Below are 25,706 nucleotides of genomic sequence, written 5' to 3'. Positions count from 1 at the left end.
CCAGAAGGGTTGCGCGATGGATGCCGAGCCGGTGCTCAGCGTGCGGGACCTCACGGTGACGTTCGCCGATCCGCGCGGCGGCGACCCGGTGACCGCCGTCCGGGGCCTTTCCTTCGACCTCGCCGCGGGTGAAGTCCTGGGCCTGGTGGGCGAGTCGGGCTCCGGGAAGTCCACCGTCGGACTGGCCGTCCTCGGCCTGCACGACCCGCGGACCACCACCGTCAGCGGCTCGATCCGGCTCGACGGACAGGAGTTGGTCGGCGCCGGGGAGTCGGTGCTGCGCGGGGTGCGGGGCGGCCGGGCCGCGCTGGTCTTCCAGGACGCGCTCACCTCGCTCAGCCCCTTCCACGGCGTCGGCGCCCAACTCGCCGAGATGTACCGGCTGCACCACCCGGGGGCCGGACGCGCCGAGGCCCGGCGCCGGGCGGCCGCGATGCTCGACCGGGTCGGCATCCCGGCCGCCCGGCTGCGCGACCATCCGCACCGGTTCTCCGGCGGGATGCGGCAGCGGGTGATGATCGCGATGGCGCTGATGAACGACCCCCGACTGCTGATCGCGGACGAGCCGACCACCGCGCTGGACGCCCGGGTCCAGCGGCAGGTCCTGGACCTGCTGGGCGAGTTGCAGCGCGAGCACGGCACGGCCGTCCTGCTGGTCAGCCATGACCTCGGGGTGGTCGCGGGGACGACGGACCGCACCCTGGTGCTGCGCGGCGGGGCCGAGGTGGAGTCCGCGCCGACCGGCGAGCTGCTGGTCGCCCCGCGCCGGCCGTACACCCGTGCGCTGGTGGGGGCGGCGTTGCGGCTGGATTCCGTACCGGGCACTGCACTGCCGACAGTTGACGATCCGTCACCGTCGCGGGTGTTCGCGCCCAGGCCCGTGGCGGGGACCGGGGCTGTGGCGGGGGCGGACACTGGGACCGGGGCGGGTGCGGGGGCGGCCGAGCGGCCGGGGCGGTGGCTGGTCGAGGTGGAGCAGCTCTCGGTGCACTTCCCCGGACGGCGGCGCCTCCCCTCGCTGCGGGCCGAGCCGGTCCGGGCGGTCGACGAGGTCAGCCTGCGGATCGCGCCGGGCGAGACCCTCGGACTGGTAGGCGAGTCCGGCTCCGGGAAGTCCACCACCTCCCGGGTGCTGGCCGGACTGCAGCGGCCCACCGGTGGGCGGGTGCGGTACGACGGCCAGGACGTCACCCGCCCGGACCGGGAGCTGCGGCGGCGGCTCAGCCGGGAGATCCAGCTGGTGTTCCAGGACCCGTACGCCTCGCTCAACCCGCGCCGTACCGTCGGCCAGACCCTCGACACCCCGCTGCGCCTGCACACGGCGCTGGACGCGGCGCAGCGGCGGGAGCGGTCCGCCGAGCTGCTGGAACAGGTCGGGCTGTCCGCCGCGCACCTGGACCGCTACCCGCACGAGTTCTCCGGCGGGCAGCGGCAACGGATCGGCATCGCCCGGGCGCTGGCCCCCGAGCCGCGCCTGATCATCGCGGACGAGCCGGTCTCGGCGCTCGACGTGTCGGTGCAGGCGCAGGTGCTCAACCTGCTGATGGAGCTGCGCGAGCGACTCGGGGTCGCCTTCCTGTTCGTCTCGCACGACCTCGCGGTGGTGCGGCACTTCTGCGACCGGGTGGCGGTCATGCACCGGGGGCGGCTGGTCGAGTCGGCCGACCGGGACCGGCTGTTCGGCGCACCGCACACCGAGTACACCCGGGAGCTGCTGGCGGCGGTGCACTGAGGGCAGCGGGGCCGCCGGAGAAGGGGTTCACCCAAATGGTTGGCACGATCGGGACCCGAACGGTCATGCTCGAAGTGTTTCGGGTTTGACCAGGAGGGACTGAGGATGATGTCCGGTATCGATCACGAGGCCGTCGATCACACGACCGTCGATCACACGACCGTCGATCACACGGCCGTGGATCACGCGGCCGTGGATCACGCGGCCGACGACCGTGAGGCCGTCGACCAGGAGCTCGTCGAGGCGGCCCTCGAAGTGGCCCGGCGGTACTCGCGGGGCGACAACCACACCGTCGCGGCGGCCGGGCGCAACGCCGACGGGCGGATCATCACGGCGGTGAACGTCTACCACTTCACCGGCGGCCCGTGCGCGGAACTGGTGCTGATCGGGGCGGCCGCGGGCCAGGGGGCGTACGACCTCACCACCGTGGTGGCGGTCGGCGACCGCGAACGCGGGGTGATTCCCCCCTGCGGGCGCTGCCGGCAGGTGCTGCTCGACTACTTCCCGAAGGTCGGCGTCATCGTCGGGGAGGGCTCCGGCCTGCGCACCTTCCCGATACCGGAGCTGCTGCCGGCGACGTACGTCTGGGCCGACCACCAGGAGGACTGAGCCTGGCGCGGGACGGCGAGTGCGGGCGGGACCTGCGGGCGGGAAGTGCGGTACGGGGGCAATTGTTCGCCCCTCGTTCGGATGCGCGGGCGTGGCTCAAGGCGTTAGCGTGCTGGCGACGTGACGTCGCTCAACGCACCGCGGGGATCGCCACCGGAGGGGGCACATTGTCGGACAACCTGCTCATCGCAAAGATCAATCACGGTTTCGACCACCTCGATGCCGACGGGGACGGGCTGCTCACCGAGCGGGACCACGTACTGATGGGCCACTCGGTCGCCCGCTCGCTCGGTCACCAGGAGGGCTCGGAGGCGGAGGCGGCCATCGTCCGCGCCTACCTGACCATCTGGCACGACCTGCACCTGACCGGCCGGTCCACCGGAACGGAGGCGATCACCCGCGAGCAGTTCGTCGCCTCGACCGGCGCGCTCGCCGACGACCCGGTCGCCGCCCAGGAGACCATCGGCGCACTGGCCGAGGCCTTCCTCGCCGTCGCCGACGCGGACCGCAGCGGGACGGTGGACGCCGGCGAGTTCTTCGTCTTCCAGCGCGGCCACTTCGCCGGCCTCTGCCGCGACGACGCCGACGAGGCCTTCCGCCACCTCGACCGCGACGGGGACGGAACGCTGTCGGCGGCCGAGTTCATCGGCGCGATCGTCGAGTACTGGACCAGCCGTGACCCGGAGGCGCCGGGGAACTGGTGGACCGGAAAGCCGCCGCACGCGTTCTGACCTGCTGGTACGGGTCGACCGGACCTGTAGACCGACCGGCCGGTCTACAGGTCGACTGCTGCCGCCCGGGCCGCTCCGCGCGGCCCGGGACCGAGCTCAGCTACCAGCGGACCGCCCCCACCTGGGACGCCGCTTCCCCGCGCCCTGCTGGCCCGGGCGTCGACTGACGCTCACCACCAGGCACACCCCGACCACCACGATCGCCCCGCCCGCCAGCGTCGGCCCGGTCAGCGGCTCGGCCAGGATCAGCCAGCCCAGCAGCACCGCGACCACCGGGTTCACGTACGCGTAGGTGCCGACCAGGGTCAGCGGGGCGGAGCGCAGCAGCCAGGAGTACGCGGTGAAGGCCAGCAGCGAACCGAACAGCACCAGGTAGCCCAGGGCCAGCCAGGACCGGCCGGAGATCGCCCCGAGGTCGAGCCCGTGCTGCTCGCCGCGGGCCAGTCCGACCGCCAGGTCGGCGAGGCCGCCGGCCAGCATCTGGTAGGCGCTCGCGGCGAGCACGTTGCCCGGCATCGGCAGCTTCTTGCTGACGAACGAACCGGACGCCCAGCACAGCGTGGCGCTGATGATCACGATCACCCCGAGCGGCTTGATCGACCCGCCGATCGCGGGGGCGGACAGCACTCCGAGGCCCACCAGGCCGAGCAGCACCCCGGCGAGCTCGGCGGGCTTCGGGCGCTCGCCGCCGCCGAAGGCCGTCAGCACGACCATCCAGAGCGGGACGGCCGCCACCAGCAGCGCGGCCAGTCCGGACGGGACGGAGGTCTCGCCGAGCACCACCAGGCCGTTGCCGCCGGTCAGCAGCAGGAGGCCGACCAACGCGGCGGAGGCCAGCTGGCGGCCGCTCACCCGCAGGGCGGCCGGGCCCTGGCGGATCAGCAGGAAGCCGACCATCAGCAGGCCGGCGGTGAGGAAGCGGGCGGCGGCGGAGAAGAACGAGGGCATCGTCTCGACCGCGATCCGGATCGCGAGGTAGGTGGAGCCCCAGACGACGTAGACCACCGCGAGGGCCAGCCAGACCCCGCCGGAGAGGCGGGCGGTGGGGGCGGCGGTGCCACCGGGGGTACTGGGGGCGGCAGGAGTGCTCCCGGGGGTCGTTGCCGGTGACGGGGAGGCGGGTGATGTCATGTGTGTCCCCCTAGGACGGTGCTGGCAGAACATCCGATATGACAGCGCATCGACCGCCCCGTGCGCCAGTGGGTTCCACGGATCGATCGGCAGGACGTACCGTGGGCGCTCCCCCAGCGAGGAGGTCGAACCCGTGTCCGCGTCCGAGCAGGCCCCACCGGCCGGGGCGGCGACGCTGCCGTTCTTCGTGTACGGCACTCTGCGCAGCGGCGGCCACAACCATGCCGCCCACCTGGCCGGGCGCTGCACCGAGATCCGTCCGGCGGTGCTGGACGGCGCGGCCCTGCACGACGGACCGGGGTTCCCGTACGTGGTGCCGGACCCGGCCCCCGGGCGCCGGGTCGTCGGCGAGCTGATCACCGTACGGCCGGACGCGTACCCGGGGGCACTCGTGGCGCTGGACCGGCTGGAGGAGTGCCGGGCGGACGGTACGGGACTGTACGTGCGCCGGCGGTTGACGGTGCGGACGGCGGCGGGCGAACGGCGCGAGGCGTGGGTCTACCTCGCCGGACCGGCGGCCGAGGCCCGGCTCCGGGCCCGGCCGGCGCTGATCGCCTCGGGGGACTGGGCGGACCGGTGGGGGCGGGCCGGTGAGAGCGGGCCGGTGACGGGTGACAGCTGACAGATTTCAGCGAACGGATTTCAGATGTTGAAAGCTGTTCGCTGAAAGTTGTCAGCTGAAAGTCGATCGTCGAAAGCTGTTCACTGAAAGCCGCCCGCCGGAAGTCGTCGCCCGCTGCTCGGCTGCCCTCACCTCGCCTGAGTCCGCCCGGATCCGGCCAGGTAGGCTGCCCCGGCCAGCAGGAACGAACCACGAGGAGCCACCCGGTGCCCGAGCTGCCCCCTCCGATCACCGTCGTCGGGATCGGGGCCGACGGCTGGTCCGGCCTCTCCGCCGCCTCCCGGGCCGCGCTGGAGTCCGCCGAGGTGGTCATCGGCGGCCCCCGACAGCTGGAACTGCTCCCGACCGACGCGGTCACCGCCGAGCGGGTCCCCTGGCCCTCCCCGCTGCGCCCGGCCGTCCCCGGCCTGCTCGCCGAGCACGCCGACCACCGCCTCGCCGTGCTGGCCAGCGGCGATCCGATGTTCTTCGGCATCGGCCGCGCCCTCGCCGAGACCGTCGGCGCCGAGCGGCTGCGCGTCCTGCCGCACCCTTCCGCCGTCTCCCTCGCCTGCGCCCGGCTCGGCTGGCCGCTGGAGGCCACCGAGGTGGTCAGCCTGGTCGGACGCCCGCTGGACACCCTCGCGCTCGCCCTCCACCCCGGCCGCCGCCTGCTGGTGCTCAGCGCCGACGCCACCACCCCGGCCACCGTCGCCGCGCTGCTCACCGAGCGCGGATTCGGCACCGCCCGGTTGCACGTGCTGGAGCAGCTCGGCCACACCGAGGAGCGCCGGCTCGACGGCCGCGCCGAGGACTGGCCGCACCCGCCCGGCGCCCCGCTGAACCTCATCGCCGTCGAACTCGGCGACGGTCCGCGCGGCTCGCTCGTCCCCGGCCTGCCGGACGACGCGTACGAGAGCGACGGCCAGCTCACCAAGCGGCACGTCCGCGCCGCCACCCTGGCCACCCTCGCCCCCTCCCCCGGCGAACTGCTCTGGGACGTCGGCGGCGGATCCGGCTCGATCGCCGTCGAGTGGCTGCGCGCCCACCGGGACTGCCAGGCCGTCAGCATCGAGCGCGACCCGGTCCGGGCCGAGCGGATCGCGCACAACGCCGCCCGGCTCGGCGTGCCCCGACTCCGGGTGGTGACCGGCCGCGCCCCCGACGCGCTCGCCGAACTCCCCACCCCCGACGCCGTCTTCATCGGCGGCGGACTCACCGCCCCCGGCCTGCTGGAGAGTTGCTGGGCCGCGCTGCGCCCGGGCGGCCGACTGGTCGCCAACACCGTGACGCTGGAGTCCGAGGCGCTGCTCGCCGAGTGGTACCGGCGGCACGGCGGGGAGCTGGTCAAGCTGGCCGTCGCCCACGCCGTCCCGGTGGGTGGCTTCACCGGGTGGCGGCAGGCCATGCCGGTCACCCAGTGGTCCGCCGTCAAGCACAACCCCCCTCAGGAGGACGCCTCGTGACCGTCTACTTCATCGGAGCCGGCCCGGGCGCCGCCGACCTGATCACCCTGCGCGGCCAGCGCCTGCTGGCCCGGGCCGAGGTCTGCCTGTACGCCGGCAGCCTCGTCCCGCGCGAGCTGCTGGACGAGTGCCCGCCCGGCGCCCGGCTGGTCGACACCGCGCAGCTCACCCTGGACCAGATCATCGCCGAGCTGGTCGCCGCGCACGAGCAGGGCCGGGACGTGGCCCGGCTGCACTCCGGCGACCCGTCGGTCTTCTCCGCCGTCGCCGAGCAGATGCGTAGGCTGGACGCAGCCGGCGTCCCGTACCAGGTGGTCCCCGGGGTGCCCGCCTTCGCGGCCGCCGCGGCCGCGCTGAAGCGGGAGTTGACGGTGCCGACCGTCGGCCAGACCGTCATCCTGACCCGGATCGCCAAGCGCGCCACCCCGATGCCGGAGGGCGAGGACCTCGCCACCCTCGGCCGCAGCGGCGCCCTGCTGGTGCTGCACCTGGCCGCCGGTTACGTGGACGACGTGGTCGAGCAGCTGCTGCCGCACTACGGCGCCGACTGCCCGACCGCGGTGGTCGCGATGGCGAGCCGCCCGGACGAGCTGGTGCTGCGCGGCACGCTGGCCGACATCGCCGGGCAGGTCAAGGCGGCGGGCGTGGTGCGCACCGCCGTCATCCTCGTCGGCCGCACCCTCGCCGCCGAGCAGTTCCGCGACAGCCACCTCTACTCGGCGGACCGCGAGCGCCCGCACGAGCCCTGCGGCGCATGACCCGGGACGGCCGGAGCCGCTTCCCCGCCCATGTGCTGGTCCTGGGCGGGACGACGGAGGGGCGGGCGCTCGCCGCGGCGCTGGACGGGCGGCCGGGCCTGCGGGTGACCAGCTCGCTGGCCGGGCGGGTCGCCCGACCTCGGCTGCCCGTCGGGGACGTGCGGATCGGCGGCTTCGGCGGCCCGGACGGGCTGGCCGCCTGGCTGCGCACCGAGGCCGTGGACGCCGTGGTGGACGCCACCCACCCGTTCGCCGCCGGGATGTCGCACAACGCCGCCCTCGCGGCCGCCGCCACCGGCGTACCGCTGCTGGTGCTGCGCCGCCCCGGTTTCGCCCCCGTCGCCGGGGACCGCTGGCACCGCGTCCCCTCGCTGGCGGCCGCGGCCGAGCTGCTGCCCGGCCTCGGGCGCAGGGTCTTCCTCAGCTCCGGCCGACAGGGCATCGCCGCCTTCGCCCACCTGGACCGACTGCACTTCCTGTCCCGGTCGGTGGACCCGCCCGAGCCGCCGTTGCCGGCCTCACTCGACGTCCTGCTGGACCGCGGCCCGTTCACCCTCGACGGCGAACGGGCGCTGCTGCGCGAGCACCGGATCGACGTGGTCGTCACCAAGGACAGCGGCGGCGCCGCGACCGCCCCCAAGCTCACCGCCGCGCGTGAACTCGGCCTGCCCGTGGTCGTGGTGGAGCGCCCACCGGTACCGGACGGGGTGCCGGTCGCGCCGGACGTCGAGCAGGCGGTCCGCTGGCTGGAACGGCCCGCGTAGATCCCACCTGGTGGAATTGCCGGTCGGCCGGCGGACCGCCCGGCAGGATGGCGCGATGACCGACGACCGCACCACCACCCTGCGCACGGCCGACGAACGGGCCACCCTGGCAAGCTTCCTGGACCACCAGCGGGACACCCTGGCGATGAAGTGCGCCGGCCTGACCCCCGAACAACTGCGCACCCCCGCACTGGCGCCCTCCGGGCTCTCCCTGCTCGGACTGGTCCGCCACCTCGCCGAGGTGGAGCGCAGCTGGTTCCGCAATGTGCTCAACGGCGAGGACCGGCCCGGCTTCTGGAAACACCCCGACGGCAGCTTCGCCGAGTTCGACGCCGAGAGCGCCGACCCGGCGGAGGCCTTCGCGATCTGGCGCGGCGAGTACGACCACGCCCGGGAACTCGTCGCCGCCGCGGAGTCGTTGGACGTCCTGGGCCGCTACGGCGAGGAGGTCTTCTCGCTGCGCTGGATCCTCACCCACATGATCGAGGAGTACGCCCGCCACAACGGCCACGCCGACCTCCTGCGCGAGCACCTCGACGGCAGCACGGGCGAGTAGCCGCACGGGCGAGCAGCCGCGTCGGCGAGCTGGAAGGAGCAGGGATGCGGACCTGCCAGAAGGAACGGGGCACCCCCGGGCCGTCCGAGCCCTGGAACGAGGTCGTCCCCGGCCTCTGGATGGGCGGGCACTACTGCACCCCACCCGGCGGCGAGCTGGAACCGGTGGTCGTCGGGCGGCAGTTCGACCTGGTGGTCAGCCTGTTCACGCTCCCCGGGCACGGCCCGGCCGCCGGAGTGGAACACGTCGTCCGGGAGGTGCCGGACGCCCCGCTCGCGCCCGGCCAGCTGCTCGCCGTCCAGGAGGCGGCGGAGCTCACCGCGTCCGCCGTGCGCCGTGGCCGGCGGACGCTGGTGCGCTGCCGCTCCGGCTACAACCGCTCCGGTCTGGTGGCCGCGCAGGCGCTGGTGCACCTCGGGCACGAACCGGACGGGGCGGTCCGACTGGTCCTGGAGCGCCGGTCGCCCTGGGCGCTGAACAACCCGGTGTTCGTGGACTACCTGAACACCGGGTTGGACGTGGCGATCCTGCTGACCGGCCTCAGCGACGCGGACCGGTCGGCGGACTGACAGTTCGACCCAAGGGGATCTTGACGGTCCGTCAGATGTCGCGGAAGGTCTCGATCTGGGCGCCGATCGAGTTGAGGCGCTCGGCGAGGTCCTCGTAACCGCGGTTGATGACGTACACGTTGCGCAGCACCGAGGTGCCCTGGGCGGCGAGCATCGCGAGCAGGATGACCACGGCCGGGCGCAGCGCGGGCGGGCACATCATCTCGGCGGCGCGCCAGCGGGTCGGACCCTGGACCAGGACGCGGTGCGGGTCGAGCAGCTTGACGTCCGCGCCGAGCCGGGTCAGCTCGGTCAGGTAGATCGCGCGGTTGTCGTAGACCCAGTCGTGGATCATCGTGGTGCCGTGCGCGGCCGCGGCGATGGCGGCGAAGAACGGCACGTTGTCGATGTTGATGCCGGGGAACGGCATCGGGTGGATGGTGTCGATCGGCGCGGTCAGCTTGGAGGGGCGCACGGTGAGGTCGACCAGCCGGGTGTGGCCGTTGTGGGCCCGGTACTCGGGGGTCCGGTCGTAGTCGAGGCCCATGCCCTCCAGCACCGCGAGTTCGATCTCCAGGAACTCGATCGGCACCCGGCGGATGGTCAGCTCGGAGGAGGTGACCACGGCGGCGGCGAGCAGGCTCATCGCCTCCACCGGGTCCTCGGCCGGGGTGTAGTCGACGTCGCAGCCGATCTGCGGGACGCCGTGCACGGTGAGGGTGGTGGTGCCGATGCCCTCGATCTTCACGCCCAGCTTCTCCAGGAAGAAGCAGAGGTCCTGGACCATGTAGTTGGGCGAGGCGTTGCGGATGACGCTGACGCCGTCGTGCCGCGCGGCGGCCAGCAGGGCGTTCTCGGTGACGGTGTCCCCGCGCTCGGTCAGCACGATCGGGCGGTCCATCGGGGTGCCCGGCTCGACCGAGGCGTGGTAGGCGCCGCCGGTGGTGGCGACCTCCAGGCCGAAGCGGCGCAGCGCGGTGAGGTGCGGCTGGACGGTGCGGGTGCCGAGGTCGCAGCCGCCGGCGTACGGGATGGCGAAGTGCTGGGCGCGGTGCATCAGCGGGCCGAGGAACATCAGCACGCTGCGGGTGCGGCGGGCGGCCTCGACGTCCATCGCGGCGAGGTCGAGCTCGGCCGGCGGGGTGAGTTCGAGGTCGCGGCCGTCGTTGAGCCAACGGCTCTTGACGCCGATGCTGGTGAGCACTTCGAGGATGCGGTAGACCTCCTCGATCCGGGCGACGCTGCGGATCGTGGTGCGGCCGGTGGTCAGCAGTGAGGCGCACAGGATCGCGACGCAGGCGTTCTTGCTGCTGCGGACGTCGATGGAGCCGGAGAGTCGGGTGCCGCCGGTGACCCGCAGGTGCATGGGGCCGGAGTAGCCGAGGGACACGATCTCGCTGTTGAGGGCGTCGCCGATGCGAGCGATCATCTCAAGGCTGACGTTCTGCTTGCCCTGTTCGATGCGGTTGACCGCGCTCTGGCTGGTGCCGAGTGCCTCGCCGAGCTGCGCCTGGGACCAGCCGCGGTGCTGGCGAGCGGTACGGATGAGGGTGCCGATACGGGTGAGGTAGTCGCCTGTCACTCGGCAGACCATATCTCATGGCTGAGATGGCGACAGAATCAAGGGTGGGCGCGGCGCTACATTTGTCCGTTTCTCTCCCTGTATGGGTGTCGGATCTTCACATCACCAGACGGTATTGCAGAGGCTCCCCTGCACCGGCCGACTGAGCACCGCTCCCCCAACTCGACGCCGCCCAGGGCCCCGGCGGTTCCGGGCCACCGGGATGCCGCCCGCACGCCACCGGGGGCGGGGTGACGACCGACGACCCGTGTGCAGCCTGCGAACGGGGGCCGTCCCGCGTTCCCGGAAAGTTCTCCGCACGGGTCTAACGCCCGACAGCTACCCGTGGGTAATCTGGCGGCCCGCCAGCAGCGGGTTCATGACACTCAGCCCCGGTGGACGGGACGTCCTTCCCGACCGGGCATCGGCATGTGGGAGTTTTCGTGGCAGGTATGAGACGCCGTACGTTCCTCACCGGCACGTCGGTGGCCGCCGCCTGGTCGGCCCTGTCCCTGGGCGGCGCGCAGCTCGCCTCGGCCGCCGCGCGGGACCGGGCGCTGGCGACCACGGCCGCACGGGCCGTCAAGGTCACCGGGACGACCCTGGAGCAGGTGGCCACGCCGGCCGGCACCGGCCCCTACAAGCGACTGACGGCCGGACCGGGCTGGCCGCTGGTGGTGCGCGGGGAGCTCGCGGCACCGGGCTCCGGCCGCGACGACCGCCGCACCGGACTGGCCAGCTTCGTCCAGTTCAGCGACCTGCACCTGGTGGACACCGAGTCGCCGGTGCGCTTCGAGTTCCTGGCCAAGTTCACCGACAGCGCCTACCGGCCGCAGGAGGCGCTGAACGCCCGGGGCGTCTCGGCCCTCGTCGAGCGGGTCAACTCGCTCGACGGCGGCCCCTACACCGGGATGCCGTTCAGCCTGGTGATGGCCACCGGTGACAACACCGACAACCACGAGCTGGCCGAACTCGACTGGTACCTCACCGTCATGGGCGGTGGGCGACTGGCCCAGAACACCGGCGACCCGAACCGCTACGAGGGCGTCCAGAACTCCGGCAACGCCGGCTTCTGGAACCCCGAACTCGCCTACCAGGACGCCTACAAGGCGAAGGGCTTCCCGCAGATACCCGGCTTCCTGTCGGCGGCCGGCCGACCCTTCGACGCGCCCGGCCTGAAGACCCCCTGGTACACCACGGTCGGCAACCACGACGACAGCATCGAGGGCTCGCTGCCCGACTTCGGGCTGCTGAACGACCTCTACACCGGCGGACTCAAGCTGGAGGGCTGCGACGACGCGACCGCCGGACAGCTGGCCGACTCGCTGCGCCGCGACCCGGCGGGCGCCGTCCTGCTGCTCGCCAAGCTGCTCACCAACGGCGAGGCGGTGCGCCGGGTGACCCCGGACGAGCGCCGACACCCGTTCACCCTCAAGCAGTTCGCCAAGGCGCACCTCGACCCGGCGGTCACCGGCGCCGGTCCGTACGGGCACGGCTTCACCTCGGACATGGTGGGCAGCGGCAAGCTCTACTACACCTTCCGGATCTCGGAGAAGGTCGTCGGCATCAGCCTGGACACCACCAACCAGGCCGGATTCGCCGACGGTTCCCTGGGCACCTCCCAACTGCGCTGGCTGGAGCAGCAGTTGAAGAACCACAGTGGGCACTGGTACGACCCCAACGGGAACCGGGTCAACGGCGGCAGCACGGACGACGTGATCCTGGTCTTCAGCCACCACACCAGCGGCTCGATGGGCAACCTGCTGCCGGACCCGCGCAACATCTTCGAGAAGCGGCACGACGGCAACGAGTTGGTCGCGCTGCTGCAGCGCTACCCGAACGTGGTCGCCTGGGTGAACGGGCACACCCACATGAACAAGATCACGGCGCACGGCCACGCGGTACCGGAGCGGGCGTTCTGGGAGATCAACACCGCCTCGCACATCGACTACCCGCAGCACGGGCGGATCATCGAGATCGCGGACAACGGGGACGGCACCCTGTCGCTGTTCACCACGCTGATCGAGTCCGGCGCGCCGTACACGACGGACTTCGGCGGCACCTCGGACGCCAACCTGGCGGCGCTGTACCGCGAGTTGGCGTACAACGACCCGAACGGGCGGGTCACGTCGCTGCTCGGCACCGGGGCGGACCACAACACCGAGCTGCTGATCACCAAGCCGACGCGGTGACGGCGCGCGGCTGACGGCAGACGACCGACGGCGAACAGGGAACAAAGAACAGATGACAGCTAACAGATGATGAACTCTGTTAGCTGTCATCCGTTCGCTGATCGCTGTTCGCCGCTCGTGGATCAGCCGGCCACCGTCACGCCTCCGGGTACCGCCGGGGCGTCCAGACGACCTCCACGCCCTCGCTCCGCTCGACCGCCTGGGTCTGCGAGGAGCCGATCAGCAGGATGGTCCGCATGTCCACCAGCGCCGGGTCCAGCTCGCCCAGCCGAACGATCCGGATCCGCTCGGTCGGCCCGCCCACATCGCGGGCCATCACCACCGGGGTCTCCGGCGCGCGGTACTCCAGCAGCAGGTCCTTGGCCAGGCCGACCTGGGTGGTGCGGGACTTCGACCCCGGGTTGTACAGCGCGAGCACCAGGTCCGCTCCGGCCGCGGCGCGCAGCCGCTCCGCCACCACGTCCCAGGGCTTGAGCCGGTCCGACAGCGACACCACCGCGTAGTCGTGCCCGAGCGGGGCGCCCGCCCGGGAGGCCGCCGCGTGGGCGGCGGTCATCCCGGGGACGATCCGCACCGGCACGTCCCGGTAGTCCGGCTCGCAGGCGACCTCCAGCACGGCGGTGGCCATCGCGAAGACGCCCGGATCGCCCGAGGACACCACGCACACCTTGTGGCCGCGCCGGGCGAGGTCCAGCGCGAACTCGGCCCGCTCGGACTCCACCTTGTTGTCCGAGCCGTGCCGCCGCTGCCCCGGCCGCTCCGGCACCCGGTCCAGGTACGTGGTGTAGCCGACCAGGTCGGTGGCCTCGGCCAGCGCCCCGCGCGCCTCCGGGGTGAGCCAGAGCGGCCCGGCCGGCCCGGTGCCCACCACGGTCACGCCGCCCACGCCGTCCGCGAGCCGCACCACCGGCTCCAGCGGTGCGACCTTGCTCGGCAGCACCGCCACCGAGAAGTACGGGACGCTCTCCTCCGCCACCTCGGCGAGCGGCACGATGCGCTCCCCGTCCATGAAGGCGCGCTCGACGTACTGGGCGTCGTCCAGTCGCCCGGCCCGCTCCAGCGCCCGCCGGACGGCCGGGAAGGTGCGCCCCAGCTTCATGATCACCGCGGAGTCGGCGGCGGCGATCCGCGCCGTCAGCTCCTCCTCGGGCAGCGTGCCCGGGATGACGGTGAGGGTCTCCTCGGCCTCGGTCAACGGCTGCCCGAGCCGGGCCGCCGCCGCGCTGACCGAGGTCACGCCGGGCACCACCTCGGTCGGGTAGCGGTGCGCGAGCCGCTTGTGCATGTGCTGGTACGAGCCGTAGAACAGCGGATCGCCCTCGGCGAGCACCACCACGTCGCGCCCGGCGTCCAGGTGGGCGGCCAGCCGCTCGGCGGCCTCCTCGTAGAACTCGTCCAGCGCACCCCGGTAACCGCCGGGGTGGTCGGTGGTCTCGACGGTGAGCGGGTAGACCAGCTTCTCCTCGATCTGACCACCCGTCAGATAGCGCTCGGCGATCGACCGCGCGATGGAGCGGCCGTGCCGGGCGCTGTGGTAAGCCACCACGTCAGCCTTGCCGATGAGTTCGGCCGCGCGGACGGTCACCAGCGAGGGGTCGCCCGGGCCGAGCCCGACCCCGTACAGTCGGCCCGCGCTGCTCTGATCGTTCGTCACTCTGCTTCGCTCGCAATCGCGTTGATCGCCGCCGCGGCCATCGCGCTGCCGCCACGGCGACCGCGCACCACCAAGTGCTCCAGACCGGAGGGGTGTTCGGCCAGGGCCTGCTTGGACTCGGCGGCGCCGATGAAGCCGACCGGCACGCCGATCACCGCGGCCGGACGCGGCGCGCCCGCCTCGATCATCTCCAGCAGCCGGAACAGCGAGGTCGGCGCGTTGCCGACGGCGACCACCGCGCCCTCCAGCCGGGGCAGCCACAGCTCCATGGCCGCCGCACTGCGGGTGTTGCCCATCGCGCGGGCCAGCTCGGGGACCGACGGGTCGGTGAGGGTGCAGATCACCTCGTTGTCGGCGGGCAGCCGCTTGCGGGTGACGCCGCTGGCCACCATGTTCACGTCGCACAGGATCGGCGCACCGGCGTTCAGCGCCGCGCGCGCCGAGGCGACCACACCGGGCGAGTACACCAGGTCCTCGACCAGGTCGGTCATCCCGCAGGCATGGATCATCCGCACCGCGACCTGGGAGACGTCCGCCGGGAGGGAGGCCAGATCGGCCTCCGCACGGATGGTGGCAAAGGACTGGCGGTAGATGGACGCGCCGTCCTTCTCGTACTCGATCAATTCGTGGTCCTCCTGGCCGCGGCGACCGCCTCGGCCATCTCCTCGTTCCTCACGTCCACGGGTACGCCCGCGGTCGTGGTCGATCCGTTCACCGTCGCCCCGTTCACCGTCGGTCCGGTGACCGTCGCCCCGTTCACCGTCGGCTCGTTCACCGTGACCCGGTAGCCGCGCCCGGTGGCGAGCACGTCCACCCACCGCCCGGCCGGGTGGCCGCAGCGCCGCTCGCAGCCGGACCAGTGGACGGGCAGTCCGCCGCTCCCCTGCTCCAACGCCCGGGCCGCGTCGGCCCGTACGTCCGCGAGCGACTTGGCGCAGCCCGGCAGCCCGGTGCAGGCGGTGGCCCGCTCCCAGGCCGAGCCCGGCTCGGTGCGGAACCCGGCGGCCGCCAGCGCGGGCAGCCGGTCGGCCGTCGCGCCCGGCAGCACCGCGCCCCGCCAGGGGGTCAGCCGCAGTTCGCCGGCCGAGGCGTCGACCAGTGCGCGCCACTGCTCGGCGCTCGCCCGGCCGAAGCGCATGCCCACCGCGAGTCCGCCGGGCAGCGCACCGACCGGGGCCACGGCGGCGGGGCCGGCGGGCGCGGGCAGCGGCACCTCGCCGGGCGGCAGCAGGTCGGGCACCTCGCGCAGGTGCCAGGCCGTGCGGCCGGTGCGGCGCAGCGCGTCCAGGAAGGCGCGGGCCGCGTCCAGCACGGCCGTCACCTCCTGCCCGGCCGCGACGGGGCGCCCGTGGACGGCCCGGCCGAGCCGCAGCAGCGCAGGGCCGGCCGAGGCTGCGATCAATGTCACATCGGCGTCGAGCGCGGCGACGTCGCCCCGCCCGTCGTCCAGCGCGAACAGGAACTTGCCGGAGAGCCCGGTCGCCCAGTCGCTCGCGCACAGCCGGGCGTCGAGTTCGCGCACCCAGGCCTGCACGTCCGCGCCGCCGGTCCCGTCCAGCCCGGCCAGCGGCGAGGCGACGATGTTGCGCACCCGCTCGTGGGTGTCCGAGGGCAGCAGTCCGACCGCGCGCAGCCGCTCGGCGAGTTCCGCGCCGCAGTCCGGACTCAGGCCGCGCAGTTGGACGTTGCCGCGCGAGGTGGTCTCCAACTCCCCGTCACCCAGGGCCTGGGCCGCCTCGGCCAGGGCCGTCGCCTGACGGTCCGTCAGCAGTCCGCCGGGCAGCCGGACCCGGGCGAGGCCGCCGTCGTCGGCGGTGTGCAGGCGCAGTGCCCCGGGGCAGGCGTCCGCGCGCCCCCGGTCGGGCACGGCGGCGCCCGGCGCGGTGGCGTCGGGTGTCGGTGGCATGGCGGCGAGCATACAGATGATCCGATCGCTTGCCGCCGTCCGTTGCATCACACCCGGAGCACCGGGCGACGCCGTGCGCCGGGTCACCGCCCACCCGTGCGCCGGGCCCGGCGAAGCCGACTCTCCCCCAGGTCAGCCCTACCCCGTACGATGCAGGGCGGACGGTCCCAGCGGGCCGTCCACCGCCAGCGACGGCGCAGGGGAGGAAGCCGGTGCAAGCCCGGTGCGGTCCCGCCACTGTGACCGCGGCTCACCGGGAAACCGGTCGACCGCGGGAGCCAGGAACTCCCGCCGTCGTCCACCGGCCCGGGGCGCGGACCCCGAGGAAGGCAGAAATGCACCACCGCTGTCGCATACCCGCACCCGTTTCCCCGGCCACCACCGTGGCCGCCCCGGTCACCATCGTGGCCGCCCCGGTCACCACTGCGGCCGCCCTGGCCACCGACGAGGCCGGGAGGGCCTTCGCATGATCCTGCTGCTGTCGACGTCCGACACCGACCTGCTCAGTGCCCGCGCCTCGACCGGACCGGTCCCGTACCGGCTCGGCAACCCGGCCCGCCTGACCCCCGAGGACCTGCCCGCCCTGCTGGAGGGCACCGAGCTGGTGGTGGTCCGGCTGCTCGGCGGCCGCCGCGCCTGGCAGGAGGGCCTGGACGCGCTGCTGGCCGGCCCCCGCCCGGTGGTCGTGCTGACCGGTGAGCAGGCCCCCGACGCCCAGCTGATGGAGCTGTCCACCGTCCCGGCCGGCATCGCGGCCGAGGCGCACGCCTACCTCGCCCACGGCGGCGCGGCCAACCTGGCCGAGCTGGCGGCGTTCCTCTCCGACACCGTGCTGCTGACCGGCCACGGCTTCGCCCCGCCCGCCTCCGCACCCGCCTGGGGCCCGCTGGAGCGCGAAGCCCGTACCACCGAGGCCGCCGGCGGCGAGGGCCCCGGCGGCGGCGGTCCGACCGTCGCGGTGCTGTACTACCGGGCCCACCACATGAGCGGCAACACCGCCTTCGTGGAGACGCTCTGCGGGGCGATAGAGGACCAGGGCGCGCAGGCCCGGGCCTACTACTGCGCCTCGCTGCGCGGCGCCGAGCCCGAGCTGCTGGCCGCGCTCGGCGAGGCCGACGCGATCGTCACCACCGTGCTCGCCGCCGGCGGCACCCGCCCCGCCGACGCCCAGGCCGGCGGCGACGAGGAGGCCTGGGACGCCGGCGCGCTGGCCGCCCTGGACCGTCCGATCCTCCAGGCGCTCTGTCTCACCTGGTCGCGCGCCCAGTGGGAGGCCAGCGACGACGGCCTGTCCCCGCTGGACACCGCCACCCAGATCGCGGTGCCCGAGTTCGACGGCCGCCTGATCTCCGTCCCGTTCTCCTTCAAGGAGCTGGACGAGGACGGTCTGACCGTCTACGCCGCCGACCCGGAGCGCGCCGCCCGGGTGGCCGGCACCGCCGTCGCCCACGCCCGGCTGCGGCACGTCCCGGCCGCCGAGCGCCGGCTCGCCCTGGTGCTGTCCGCGTACCCGACCAAGCACTCGCGCGTCGGCAACGCCGTCGGCCTGGACACCCCGGCCAGCGCGATGCGCCTGCTGGAGCGGCTGCGCGCGGAGGGCATGGACCTCGGCGCCGAGCTGCCCGGCTTCAACTCCGCCACCGACGGCGGCGAGGACGACGGCCACGAGGGCGACGCCCTGATCCACGCCCTGATCGCGGCCGGCGGCTACGACCAGGACTGGCTCACCGAGGACCAGCTGGCCCGCAACCCGGTCCGCATCCCCGCCGCCGACTACCGCCGCTGGTACGCCACCCTCCCCCAGGGCCTGCGCGAGCAGGTCGAGGAGCACTGGGGCCCGGCGCCCGGCGAGCTGTACGTCGACCGCTCGCAGAACCCGGACGGCGACATCGTGCTCGCCGCGATCCGCTCCGGGAACCTGCTGGTGCTGATCCAGCCGCCGCGCGGCTTCGGCGAGAACCCGGTCGCCATCTACCACGACCCCGACCTCCCGCCGAGCCACCACTACCTGGCCGCCTACCGCTGGATCCAGGCCCGCCAGGAGGACGGCGGCTTCGGCGCCCACGCCGTCATCCACCTCGGCAAGCACGGCAACCTGGAGTGGCTGCCCGGCAAGACCGCCGCGCTGTCCGCCGAGTGCGGCCCGGACGCCGTCCTCGGCGACCTCCCGCTGATCTACCCCTTCCTGGTCAACGACCCGGGCGAGGGCACCCAGGCCAAGCGCCGCGCCCACGCCACCCTGGTCGACCACCTCGTCCCGCCGATGGCCCGCGCCGACTCCTACGGCGACATCGCGCGGCTGGAGCAGCTGCTCGACGAGCACTCCAACATCGCCGCGATGGACCCGGCCAAGCTGCCCGCGATCCGCGCCCAGATCTGGACCCTGATCCAGGCCGCCAAGCTGGACCACGACCTCGGCCTGGACGAGCGCCCCGAGGACGACGGCTTCGACGACTTCCTGCTGCACGTCGACGGCTGGCTGTGCGAGATCAAGGACGCCCAGATCCGCGACGGCCTGCACGTCCTGGGCCAGGCCCCGGCCGGCACCGACCGGGTCAACATCGTGCTCGCCATCCTGCGGGCCCGGCAGATCTGGGGCGGCGTCAGCGCGCTGCCCGGTCTGCGCGAGGCGCTCGGCCTGGACGAGGCGGCCCTCACCCTCGGCGCCACCGACGCGGCCGAGGCGCAGGCCCGCGCCCTGGTCGAGGCGATGGAGGCGGAGGGCTGGGCGCCCGAGGCGGTCGAGAAGGTCGCCGCCGGGCTGCCGGAGGCCGTCCACCGGGTCCTCGACTTCGCCGCCGTCCAGGTGGTGCCGCGGCTGTCCGCCACCACCGACGAGCTCGACGCCGTGCTGCACGCGCTCCAGGGCGGCTTCGTCCCGGCCGGCCCCTCCGGCTCGCCGCTGCGCGGCCTGGTCAACGTGCTGCCGACCGGCCGCAACTTCTACTCCGTCGACCCCAAGGCCGTCCCCAGCAAGCTGGCCTGGGAGACCGGCCAGGCGCTCGCCTCCTCGCTGATCGACCGCTACCGGGCCGACAACGACGGCGCCTACCCGCCGTCGGTCGGGCTCTCGCTCTGGGGCACCAGCGCGATGCGCACCGCCGGCGACGACATCGCCGAGGCCTTCGCCCTGCTCGGCGTCCGCCCGGTCTGGGACGACGCCTCGCGCCGGGTCACCGGCCTGGAGGCGGTCCCGCAGGCCGAGCTCGGCCGCCCTCGGATCGACGTCACGCTGCGCATCTCCGGCTTCTTCCGGGACGCGTTCCCGCACGTGGTCGCCCTGCTGGACGACGCGGTGCGCTTGGCCGCCGCCCAGGAGGAGGCCGACGAGGACAACTTCGTCCGCGCCCACGTCCAGGCCGACCTGGCGGTGCACGGCGACGAGCGCAAGGCCACCGTCCGGGTCTTCGGCTCCCGCCCGGGCACCTACGGGGCGGGCCTGCTCCAGCTGATCGACAGCCGGGACTGGCGCACCGACGCCGACCTCGCCGAGGTGTACACCGTCTGGGGCGGCTACGCGTACGGCCGCGGACTGGACGGGCGCCCGGCCCGCGAGGAGATGGAGACCGCGTACAAGCGGATCACCGTCGCCGCGAAGAACACCGACACCCGCGAGCACGACATCGCCGACTCGGACGACTACTTCCAGTACCACGGCGGCATGGTGGCCACCGTGCGCGCCCTCACCGGCAAGGCCCCGACCGCCTACATCGGCGACTCGACCCGCCCGGAGACGGTCCGCACCCGCACCCTGACCGAGGAGGCCGCCCGCGTCTTCCGCGCCCGGGTGGTCAACCCGCGCTGGATCGAGGCGATGCGCCGCCACGGCTACAAGGGCGCCTTCGAGATGGCCGCCACCGTCGACTACCTGTTCGGCTACGACGCCACCACGGGCGTGGTCGCGGACTGGATGTACGAGAAGCTCACCCAGGAGTACGTCCTCGACCCGGTCAACCGCGAGTTCCTGGCGGGCGCCAACCCGTGGGCCCTGCACGGGATCAGCGAGCGACTGCTGGAGGCGGCCAGCCGCGGACTGTGGGAGCAGCCGGACCCGCAGCTGATCGAGCAGCTGCAGGCCGCGTTCCTGGAGACCGAGGGCGACCTGGAGGGCGACGAGGGCTGACGCCCCGGTGGGTGGCGCCTCCCGGGGTGCCACCCACGAGCCCGACCCGGCTCCCCTGGCCCGACCCCGGCCCAGCCCGAGCCCGCTCCCGGCCCGCTCCCGCTCCTGCTCCTGCTCCCGCCGAGGACCGGCGTCAACCTGGCGTACCGCCATCTGGCACCGGGCGGCGCCCGAGCGGACAATACGGGGCATGTCGCGCCACAGCGGTCCCACCGCCCCAGTCCTGAGCACGGCTGCCCCGGAGGAGCCGGAGCCGCGCCCGCCGCGCCGTCTCCGGTACCGGGCGCGGGTCGGGGCGCTGGCGGCCGGGGCCGTGCCGGTGGTGGCGTTCCCGGTGCCCGGGCAGGCCTGGCTGGCCTGGGTCGCGCTGGTGCCGGGGTTGCTGCTGATGCAGCGGGCGCCGTCGGGGCGGGAGGCGGCGGTGCGCGGGTGGTGGTTCGGGGCCGGGTTCATCCTGACCGCGATGTACTGGCTGGTGCCGTCCGTCGGGCCCGCGCTGCCGCTGCTCGCGGTGCTGTTCGGGGCGCTGCAGGCGCCGGTCGGGTACGCCGTGCACCTCCTGCTGCGCCCGCCGCTGACCACCCGTCGGGCGCTGCTCGCGCTGCTGGTCGTCCCGGCGGTGTGGGTGGGCACCGAGTACGCCCGGTCCTGGCACGCGCTCGGCGGGCCGTGGGCGCTGCTCGGCGCCACCCAGTGGCAGCACCCGGCGGTCCTCGCCCTGGCGTCGGCGGGCGGGATCTGGCTGGTCAGCGCGGCGGTGGCGGCCGTCAACACCGGGGTGCTGGTCGTGCTGACGGCGGTGCACCGGCGCCCCCGGGCGGTCGCGGCACTGGCCACCGTGCTGGTGCTGGCCGCCGGTCCGCTGCTGTTCGCGCTGCGCCCGGGACCGGCGGGGGCCGGGGCGGTGACGGTGGCCCTGGTCCAGCCCGGCATCGTCGAGGACCCGCAGGCCCGGTTCGACGCCAGCGCGCGGACCACCGCCGACCTGGTCGGCGAGCCGGTGGACCTGGTGGTGTGGGGCGAGAGCAGCACCACCGCCGACCTGGACCGCGACCCGGCCGCCCTGGACGCGCTGCGCCGGCTCGCCACCACCACCGGCGCCGAGGTGATGGCCGGGGAGGACGCCCGCAAGGCGGACGGGCGGATCTCCAAGGACGCGGTGCTGGTCTCCCCGGCCGGCGTGGTGGACCGCTACCGCAAGATCCGGCTGGTGCCCTTCGGCGAGTACATCCCGCTGCGGCCGGTGCTCGGCTGGATCGCCGGGGTCAGCCGGGCCGCGGGCGAGAACCGGGCCCCCGGCACCGCCTTCCACGTGCTGCCCGCCACCGACCGCGCGGGGCGGCCGCTGCCGGTCGGGGCGCTGATCTGCTTCGAGTCGGCCTTCCCGGACATGGCGCGCACCGCGGCCCGGGACGGCGCCCGGGTGCTGGTCTACCAGTCCTCGACCTCGACCTTCCAGCACACCTGGGCGCCCGAGCAGCACGTCTCGCTGGCGGCGATCCGGGCCGCCGAGACCGGGCGGCCGGCCGTCCAGGCCTCGCTGACCGGGGTCTCCGCCGCCTTCGACGCCCAGGGCCGCGAGCTCGGCCGGCTCGGCACCGACCGCACCGGCGCGCTGACCGTGCGGCTGCCGCTCACCGCGCCCGGGACGCTGACCTGGTACGACCGGATCGGCGACGTGGTGCCGCTGGGCGCGCTGCTGGTCACGGCGGGCGCGGCGGTGGCCGCGTGGCGCTCGCGTCGCTCGGGGGGCTCCCGGGCCGCGTAGCGCCCCGCCCTCAGGGCGCGTCGCCGTCGCGGTAGATGCCGAACACCGCGCCCTGGGCGTCGCGCAGCACGGCGATCCGCCGACCGCCCTCCATCGAGACGGCGGGCATCAGCACGTCCGCGCCCATCCCGACCGCCCGGCTGACCGTGTTGTCGGCGTCGGCGACCGAGAAGTACGGCAGCCAGTGCGGCGGCACCTCGGGCGGGAAACGGTCGTCCATCACCAGCATGCCGCCGAAGTCCTGGCCGTCCAGGCCCCATTGGGTGTAGTGCTCGCCCGGGGCGACGGACCAGCCGAAGACCGCCGGGTAGAACGCGGTCGCGCCGGCCGCGTCCCGGGTGGCCAGTTCCGCCCAGCCGAGCGAGCCGGGCTCGTTGAACACCCCGGCGCCCTTGAAGCCGCGGCCCTGCCAGAGGATGAAGACCGCGCCGGACGGGTCGGCGGCCACCGAGAAGCGGCCGTGGTCGGGCACGTCGGTGGGCTCCTTGCGGAGCACGCCGCCAGCCGCCTCGACCTTGGCCGCCGCGGCGTCGGCATCGGCGACCGCGAAGGCGACCGTCCAGGCGGTCGGCTGCTGCGGAGCGTTGCGCGGGCCGACGGCGGCGGCCGCCGCCTCGCCCAGGAACATCCGGGTGTAGCCCTCGGCCTCGGGGCGGACATCGCTGTCGGGGCGCCAGCCGAACAGTTCGGTGTAGAAGGTCCGGGCGGCGGGCGGGTCGTCGGTGCCCAGCTCGACCCAGCAGGGGGCGTTGGTGGTGACGGAGGTCTGCTTCATGGCTCCTGGCTCTCAGGGGCTGTCGGGACTCTCAGCGCTCTCGGGCTTCTCGGGGCTCTCCGGCTACCGCCCCCACCGGCGGCCACCCCGGTCCCAGCATGCGGGGCGGGGGTGGGCGGAGCTGGCGCTGGTGGGCCGAACGGGGGGACGAGCACGGGGGCGAACAGATGACAGCAAACAGATAACAGCGAACGGATGACAGATGTTGACATCTGTCATCCGTTCGCTGTTACTTGTTCTCCGTTATCCGCTGGCCGTTAGCCGCTATCCGTTACGCGTCGGCCGCTGCCGCGGGTCAGCCGCGCGCGGTCCGTGTCACCGGCAGCCAGAGCTCCGCCTCGGCGTCGCCCGTCCCCGGCACGAAGCGGGTCTGTAGGAGCTCCGGGCCCGGCCGGGTCTCGTACGGGTTGGACGGGAACCACTGGCTGTAGGTCTCCCCCCACATCTCCTGCAGCGCCTGCGGGAACGGCCCGCTGTTGGTGAACACCGCCCACGTCCCGGCCGGGACGTGCAGGACCTCCAGGTCATCCGGGACGACGGCGTCCTCACGCGCCACCACCGCGTGCCAGTAGTCGAGTTCGGACCCCTCCTCCCGGTTGGGCGAGAAGTCGTCGGACACCGAGACGATGCCCTTCGGGTCCGCGGCGCTCAGCGCCGTGATCCGCCCGACGGTCTCCGCGCCGATCCCCTTGATGAAGTCGGCGATGTGCGGATTGACGCCCTGGTAGATCAGCGGCACCCGGGCCTTCCTGCCGACGATCCGGAAGTCCGGCTTCTCGATGATCCGGTATTCCATGCTGCTGCTTCCCTCCACGATGAGTCGGAAGGACATCCGGGGTTGGGAGATGAGCGTCGCACCGTCGCGCCGGGCCTCCCCGGGCCCGACCCCGTGCATCGCCCGGAACGCCCGGGCGAACGCCTCCCCCGAGGTATAGCCGTAACGGACCGCGATGTCGAGCAACGTCCGTCCGCCGTCCAGTACTTCGGCCCCGGCGACGGTCAGTCGCCGGCGCCGGACGTACTCCGACAGCGGCATCCCGGCGAGCATCGAGAACAGCCGCCGGAAGTGGTACTCCGACGTCATCGCGATCCGCGCCAGTTCGGCCACGTCGATCTCCTGCTCCAGGTTCCGTTCGATGTGCTCCATCGCCCGGTTCAGGTGCTCCAGCACGCCCACCCCGTCCTTCCCTTACTGATCACCACCGTAGGAAGGACCCACCCTGCCGCACCCGACAATCGGTGCCCGTCACGGTCGGGTACCGATCGCCGGGTGCCAGGTGCCGGGCCGGCTGGCGGGCTGGCTGGCAGGCGGACGGGCGGGCGGGAGCCGGGGATCAGACCAGGCCCTGGGCCAGCATCGCGTCCGCGACCAGCTCGAAGCCCGCGATGTTCGCGCCCGCCACGTAGTCACCCGGGTGCCCGTAGCGCTCGGCGGTGGTGAAGCAGGAATCGTGGATGTGCTTCATGATCCCGGCCAGCCGCTCCTCGGTGCGCTCGAAGGTCCAGGAGTCGCGCGAGGCGTTCTGCTGCATCTCCAGTGCGCTGGTCGCGACGCCGCCCGCGTTGGCCGCCTTGCCCGGACCGAAGGCCACCCCGGCCTCCTGGAACACCCGCACCGCCTCGGGGGTGGTGGGCATGTTGGCGCCCTCGGCGACGGCCAGCACCCCGTTGCGGACCAGGGCGAGCGCGTCCGCCTCGGTCAGCTCGTTCTGGGTGGCGCAGGGCAGCGCGACGTCCCCGGGTACGCTCCACACGCCCGGACCCTCGACGAACTTCACGTGGCTGCCCCGCAGTTGGGCGTACTCGGCGATCCGGCCGCGCCGGACCTCCTTGACCTCCTTGAGCAGGTCGAGGTCGATGCCCTTCTCGTCCACCACGTAGCCGGAGGAGTCGGAACAGGTCAGCACGGTCGCGCCGAGCTGCTGGGCCTTCTCGATCGCGTACACGGCGACGTTGCCGGAGCCGGAGACCAGCACCCGGCGCCCGTCCAGGCCCTCGCCGCGGCTGCGCAGCATCTCGGCGGTGAACAGCACGCAGCCGTAGCCGGTGGCCTCCGTGCGGACCTGGGCGCCGCCCCAGCCGAGGCCCTTCCCGGTGAGCACGCCGGCCTCGTAGCGGTTGGTGATCCGCTTGTACTGGCCGAACAGGTAGCCGATCTCCCGGCCGCCGACGCCGATGTCACCGGCCGGCACGTCGGTGTGCTCCCCGAGGTGGCGGTGCAGTTCGGTCATGAAGGACTGGCAGAACCGCATGATCTCGGCGTCCGAACGGCCCTTGGGGTCGAAGTCGGAGCCACCCTTGCCGCCGCCGATGGCCAGCCCGGTGAGTGCGTTCTTGAAGATCTGCTCGAAGCCGAGGAACTTGACGATGCCGAGGTTCACCGAGGGGTGGAAGCGCAGACCGCCCTTGTACGGGCCGAGGGCGCTGCTGAACTCCACCCGGAAGCCCCGGTTGACGTGGATGTCGCCGGAGTCGTCCGTCCACGGGACCCGGAACATCAGCTGGCGCTCGGGCTCGCAGATCCGCTCGATGATCCGGGCGTCGAGGAGTTCGGGGCGGTGGGCGAGCACCGGGGCGAGGGTCTCCAGCACCTCGTGGACGGCCTGGTGGAACTCCGTCTCGCCCTTGTTGCGGCGGACCACGTCCGCGTAGAGCGTCTCGATCGCGCGCTGCTCGGCGTCGAGGCGGGCCGGGTCGAAGGGGGCGGAGGGAGCGGGAGTGGCAGGGGTGGTGGCGCGGCTCGTGGGCATCTGATCAGGACCTTCCGTGGTCGTCGGTGGTCGTGCGCGAGGCGTTCCCGTGCCCAGGAAACGGGACGCAGTCTCGCAGTG

At 73.6% G+C, this 25,706-nt stretch carries 21 protein-coding genes and 1 riboswitch; of the genes, 13 read left to right on the top strand and 8 right to left on the bottom strand.

Annotated elements, in window-relative coordinates; genetic code table 11:
* The first annotated feature begins 16 nt into the window (after positions 1-16).
* The 3 genes from ACIP4P_RS33875 (at position 17) to ACIP4P_RS33865 (ending at position 3,072) form a co-directional block, all read left to right on the top strand.
* On the top strand, positions 17-1,732 hold the full coding sequence (locus ACIP4P_RS33875) for a dipeptide ABC transporter ATP-binding protein (RefSeq protein WP_400925067.1): 1,716 nt from the start codon (positions 17-19) through the stop codon (positions 1,730-1,732).
* Positions 1,733-1,924: 192 nt separating this feature from the next.
* Positions 1,925-2,341, top strand: a complete 417-nt coding sequence (locus tag ACIP4P_RS33870; RefSeq protein WP_400925065.1) for a cytidine deaminase family protein — start codon at positions 1,925-1,927, stop codon at positions 2,339-2,341.
* 167 nt (positions 2,342-2,508) lie between these two features.
* Complete coding sequence (locus ACIP4P_RS33865) at positions 2,509-3,072, top strand: EF-hand domain-containing protein (protein ID WP_400925063.1); 564 nt, start codon at positions 2,509-2,511, stop codon at positions 3,070-3,072.
* Between the two features lie 96 nt (positions 3,073-3,168).
* Here ACIP4P_RS33865 and ACIP4P_RS33860 read toward each other — a convergent pair whose 3' ends face one another.
* Positions 3,169-4,203 carry an EamA family transporter gene (locus ACIP4P_RS33860; RefSeq protein WP_400925061.1) on the bottom strand — a complete coding sequence of 345 codons (1,035 nt, stop codon included), beginning with the start codon at positions 4,201-4,203 and terminating at the stop codon, positions 3,169-3,171.
* Between the two features lie 133 nt (positions 4,204-4,336).
* On the opposite strand from ACIP4P_RS33860, the gene ACIP4P_RS33855 reads away from it, so the two are divergent.
* The 6 genes from ACIP4P_RS33855 (at position 4,337) to ACIP4P_RS33830 (ending at position 8,917) form a co-directional block, all read left to right on the top strand.
* The gene (locus ACIP4P_RS33855; protein WP_400925059.1) at positions 4,337-4,825 is read left to right on the top strand and encodes a gamma-glutamylcyclotransferase family protein; all 489 of its coding nucleotides are present in this window, start codon (positions 4,337-4,339) and stop codon (positions 4,823-4,825) included.
* A gap of 206 nt (positions 4,826-5,031) precedes the next feature.
* The gene (cbiE, locus tag ACIP4P_RS33850; protein ID WP_400925057.1) at positions 5,032-6,270 is read left to right on the top strand and encodes a precorrin-6y C5,15-methyltransferase (decarboxylating) subunit CbiE; all 1,239 of its coding nucleotides are present in this window, start codon (positions 5,032-5,034) and stop codon (positions 6,268-6,270) included.
* The gene (gene cobM / locus ACIP4P_RS33845) at positions 6,267-7,028 is read left to right on the top strand and encodes a precorrin-4 C(11)-methyltransferase (RefSeq protein ID WP_350512754.1); all 762 of its coding nucleotides are present in this window, start codon (positions 6,267-6,269) and stop codon (positions 7,026-7,028) included. The genes cbiE and cobM overlap by 4 nt, the downstream gene beginning before the upstream one ends.
* Positions 7,025-7,792 (top strand): cobalt-precorrin-6A reductase, encoded by a 768-nt coding sequence (locus ACIP4P_RS33840; protein ID WP_400925054.1) that lies wholly within the window; start codon positions 7,025-7,027, stop codon positions 7,790-7,792. The genes cobM and ACIP4P_RS33840 overlap by 4 nt, the downstream gene beginning before the upstream one ends.
* Positions 7,793-7,847: 55 nt before the next feature.
* The gene (locus ACIP4P_RS33835; RefSeq protein ID WP_400925052.1) at positions 7,848-8,348 is read left to right on the top strand and encodes a DinB family protein; all 501 of its coding nucleotides are present in this window, start codon (positions 7,848-7,850) and stop codon (positions 8,346-8,348) included.
* Between the two features lie 44 nt (positions 8,349-8,392).
* Positions 8,393-8,917: a protein phosphatase gene (locus ACIP4P_RS33830; RefSeq protein ID WP_400925050.1), complete on the top strand. Its 525-nt coding sequence runs from the start codon at positions 8,393-8,395 to the stop codon at positions 8,915-8,917.
* 31 nt (positions 8,918-8,948) lie between these two features.
* Here ACIP4P_RS33830 and ACIP4P_RS33825 read toward each other — a convergent pair whose 3' ends face one another.
* Positions 8,949-10,478 (bottom strand): UDP-N-acetylglucosamine 1-carboxyvinyltransferase, encoded by a 1,530-nt coding sequence (locus ACIP4P_RS33825; protein ID WP_400925048.1) that lies wholly within the window; start codon positions 10,476-10,478, stop codon positions 8,949-8,951.
* A 431-nt stretch (positions 10,479-10,909) separates the two neighbouring features.
* Between ACIP4P_RS33825 and ACIP4P_RS33820 the strand changes: the two genes are divergently transcribed.
* Positions 10,910-12,649, top strand: a complete 1,740-nt coding sequence (locus ACIP4P_RS33820; RefSeq protein ID WP_400925046.1) for a TIGR03767 family metallophosphoesterase — start codon at positions 10,910-10,912, stop codon at positions 12,647-12,649.
* A 136-nt stretch (positions 12,650-12,785) separates the two neighbouring features.
* On the opposite strand, the gene ACIP4P_RS33815 is transcribed toward ACIP4P_RS33820, so the two are convergent.
* The 3 genes from ACIP4P_RS33815 to ACIP4P_RS33805 are packed head-to-tail and all read right to left on the bottom strand — an operon-like array spanning position 12,786 to position 16,209.
* Positions 12,786-14,303, bottom strand: coding sequence for a precorrin-2 C(20)-methyltransferase (locus ACIP4P_RS33815; protein WP_400925044.1), 1,518 nt, complete (start codon positions 14,301-14,303; stop codon positions 12,786-12,788).
* The gene (locus ACIP4P_RS33810; protein WP_350512747.1) at positions 14,300-14,926 is read right to left on the bottom strand and encodes a precorrin-8X methylmutase; all 627 of its coding nucleotides are present in this window, start codon (positions 14,924-14,926) and stop codon (positions 14,300-14,302) included. The genes ACIP4P_RS33815 and ACIP4P_RS33810 overlap by 4 nt, the downstream gene beginning before the upstream one ends.
* Entirely contained in the window at positions 14,923-16,209 is a 1,287-nt protein-coding gene (locus ACIP4P_RS33805; protein ID WP_400925041.1) for a cobalamin biosynthesis protein CobG, read from the bottom strand. Before ACIP4P_RS33805 ends, ACIP4P_RS33810 begins: the two co-directional genes overlap by 4 nt.
* A gap of 202 nt (positions 16,210-16,411) precedes the next feature.
* A riboswitch (cobalamin riboswitch) is annotated at positions 16,412-16,497 on the top strand.
* A 47-nt stretch (positions 16,498-16,544) separates the two neighbouring features.
* Between ACIP4P_RS33805 and ACIP4P_RS33800 the strand changes: the two genes are divergently transcribed.
* From ACIP4P_RS33800 to lnt, 3 genes are all read left to right on the top strand, one after another.
* A complete protein-coding gene (locus ACIP4P_RS33800; RefSeq protein WP_400925039.1) occupies positions 16,545-16,679 on the top strand; it encodes a hypothetical protein in 135 nt (44 codons plus the stop codon).
* Positions 16,676-20,332, top strand: a complete 3,657-nt coding sequence (gene cobN, locus ACIP4P_RS33795) for a cobaltochelatase subunit CobN (protein ID WP_400925037.1) — start codon at positions 16,676-16,678, stop codon at positions 20,330-20,332. The genes ACIP4P_RS33800 and cobN overlap by 4 nt, the downstream gene beginning before the upstream one ends.
* Positions 20,333-20,522: 190 nt before the next feature.
* Positions 20,523-22,100 carry an apolipoprotein N-acyltransferase gene (gene lnt, locus ACIP4P_RS33790; RefSeq protein ID WP_400925035.1) on the top strand — a complete coding sequence of 526 codons (1,578 nt, stop codon included), beginning with the start codon at positions 20,523-20,525 and terminating at the stop codon, positions 22,098-22,100.
* A 10-nt stretch (positions 22,101-22,110) separates the two neighbouring features.
* On the opposite strand, the gene ACIP4P_RS33785 is transcribed toward lnt, so the two are convergent.
* The 3 genes from ACIP4P_RS33785 to gdhA all read right to left on the bottom strand — a co-directional run bounded on the left by ACIP4P_RS33785 (position 22,111) and on the right by gdhA (position 25,625).
* Complete coding sequence (locus tag ACIP4P_RS33785) at positions 22,111-22,875, bottom strand: VOC family protein (protein ID WP_400925033.1); 765 nt, start codon at positions 22,873-22,875, stop codon at positions 22,111-22,113.
* A gap of 295 nt (positions 22,876-23,170) precedes the next feature.
* Positions 23,171-24,046, bottom strand: a complete 876-nt coding sequence (locus ACIP4P_RS33780; protein ID WP_400925031.1) for a GyrI-like domain-containing protein — start codon at positions 24,044-24,046, stop codon at positions 23,171-23,173.
* A gap of 163 nt (positions 24,047-24,209) precedes the next feature.
* Entirely contained in the window at positions 24,210-25,625 is a 1,416-nt protein-coding gene (gdhA, locus tag ACIP4P_RS33775) for an NADP-specific glutamate dehydrogenase (RefSeq protein WP_400925029.1), read from the bottom strand.
* Positions 25,626-25,706 lie beyond the last annotated feature (81 nt).

It is taken from the genome of Kitasatospora sp. NPDC089509, assembly GCF_044749365.1.
Lineage (GTDB): Bacteria > Actinomycetota > Actinomycetes > Streptomycetales > Streptomycetaceae > Kitasatospora.
The sequence above is the reverse complement of the archived record's forward strand: the minus strand, read 5'-3'. Positions and strand labels throughout refer to the sequence as shown.

Coding starts and splice junctions, on each gene's coding strand:
- ACIP4P_RS33875 (WP_400925067.1), top strand. CDS start 17: ATGGATGCCGAGCCGGTGCTCAGCGTGCGGGACCTCACGGTGACGTTC.
- ACIP4P_RS33860 (WP_400925061.1), bottom strand. CDS start 4,203: ATGACATCACCCGCCTCCCCGTCACCGGCAACGACCCCCGGGAGCACT.
- ACIP4P_RS33840 (WP_400925054.1), top strand. CDS start 7,025: ATGACCCGGGACGGCCGGAGCCGCTTCCCCGCCCATGTGCTGGTCCTG.
- ACIP4P_RS33835 (WP_400925052.1), top strand. CDS start 7,848: ATGACCGACGACCGCACCACCACCCTGCGCACGGCCGACGAACGGGCC.
- ACIP4P_RS33830 (WP_400925050.1), top strand. CDS start 8,393: ATGCGGACCTGCCAGAAGGAACGGGGCACCCCCGGGCCGTCCGAGCCC.
- ACIP4P_RS33820 (WP_400925046.1), top strand. CDS start 10,910: ATGAGACGCCGTACGTTCCTCACCGGCACGTCGGTGGCCGCCGCCTGG.
- ACIP4P_RS33805 (WP_400925041.1), bottom strand. CDS start 16,209: ATGCCACCGACACCCGACGCCACCGCGCCGGGCGCCGCCGTGCCCGAC.
- ACIP4P_RS33800 (WP_400925039.1), top strand. CDS start 16,545: ATGCACCACCGCTGTCGCATACCCGCACCCGTTTCCCCGGCCACCACC.
- cobN (WP_400925037.1), top strand. CDS start 16,676: ATGATCCTGCTGCTGTCGACGTCCGACACCGACCTGCTCAGTGCCCGC.
- lnt (WP_400925035.1), top strand. CDS start 20,523: ATGTCGCGCCACAGCGGTCCCACCGCCCCAGTCCTGAGCACGGCTGCC.
- ACIP4P_RS33785 (WP_400925033.1), bottom strand. CDS start 22,875: ATGAAGCAGACCTCCGTCACCACCAACGCCCCCTGCTGGGTCGAGCTG.
- gdhA (WP_400925029.1), bottom strand. CDS start 25,625: ATGCCCACGAGCCGCGCCACCACCCCTGCCACTCCCGCTCCCTCCGCC.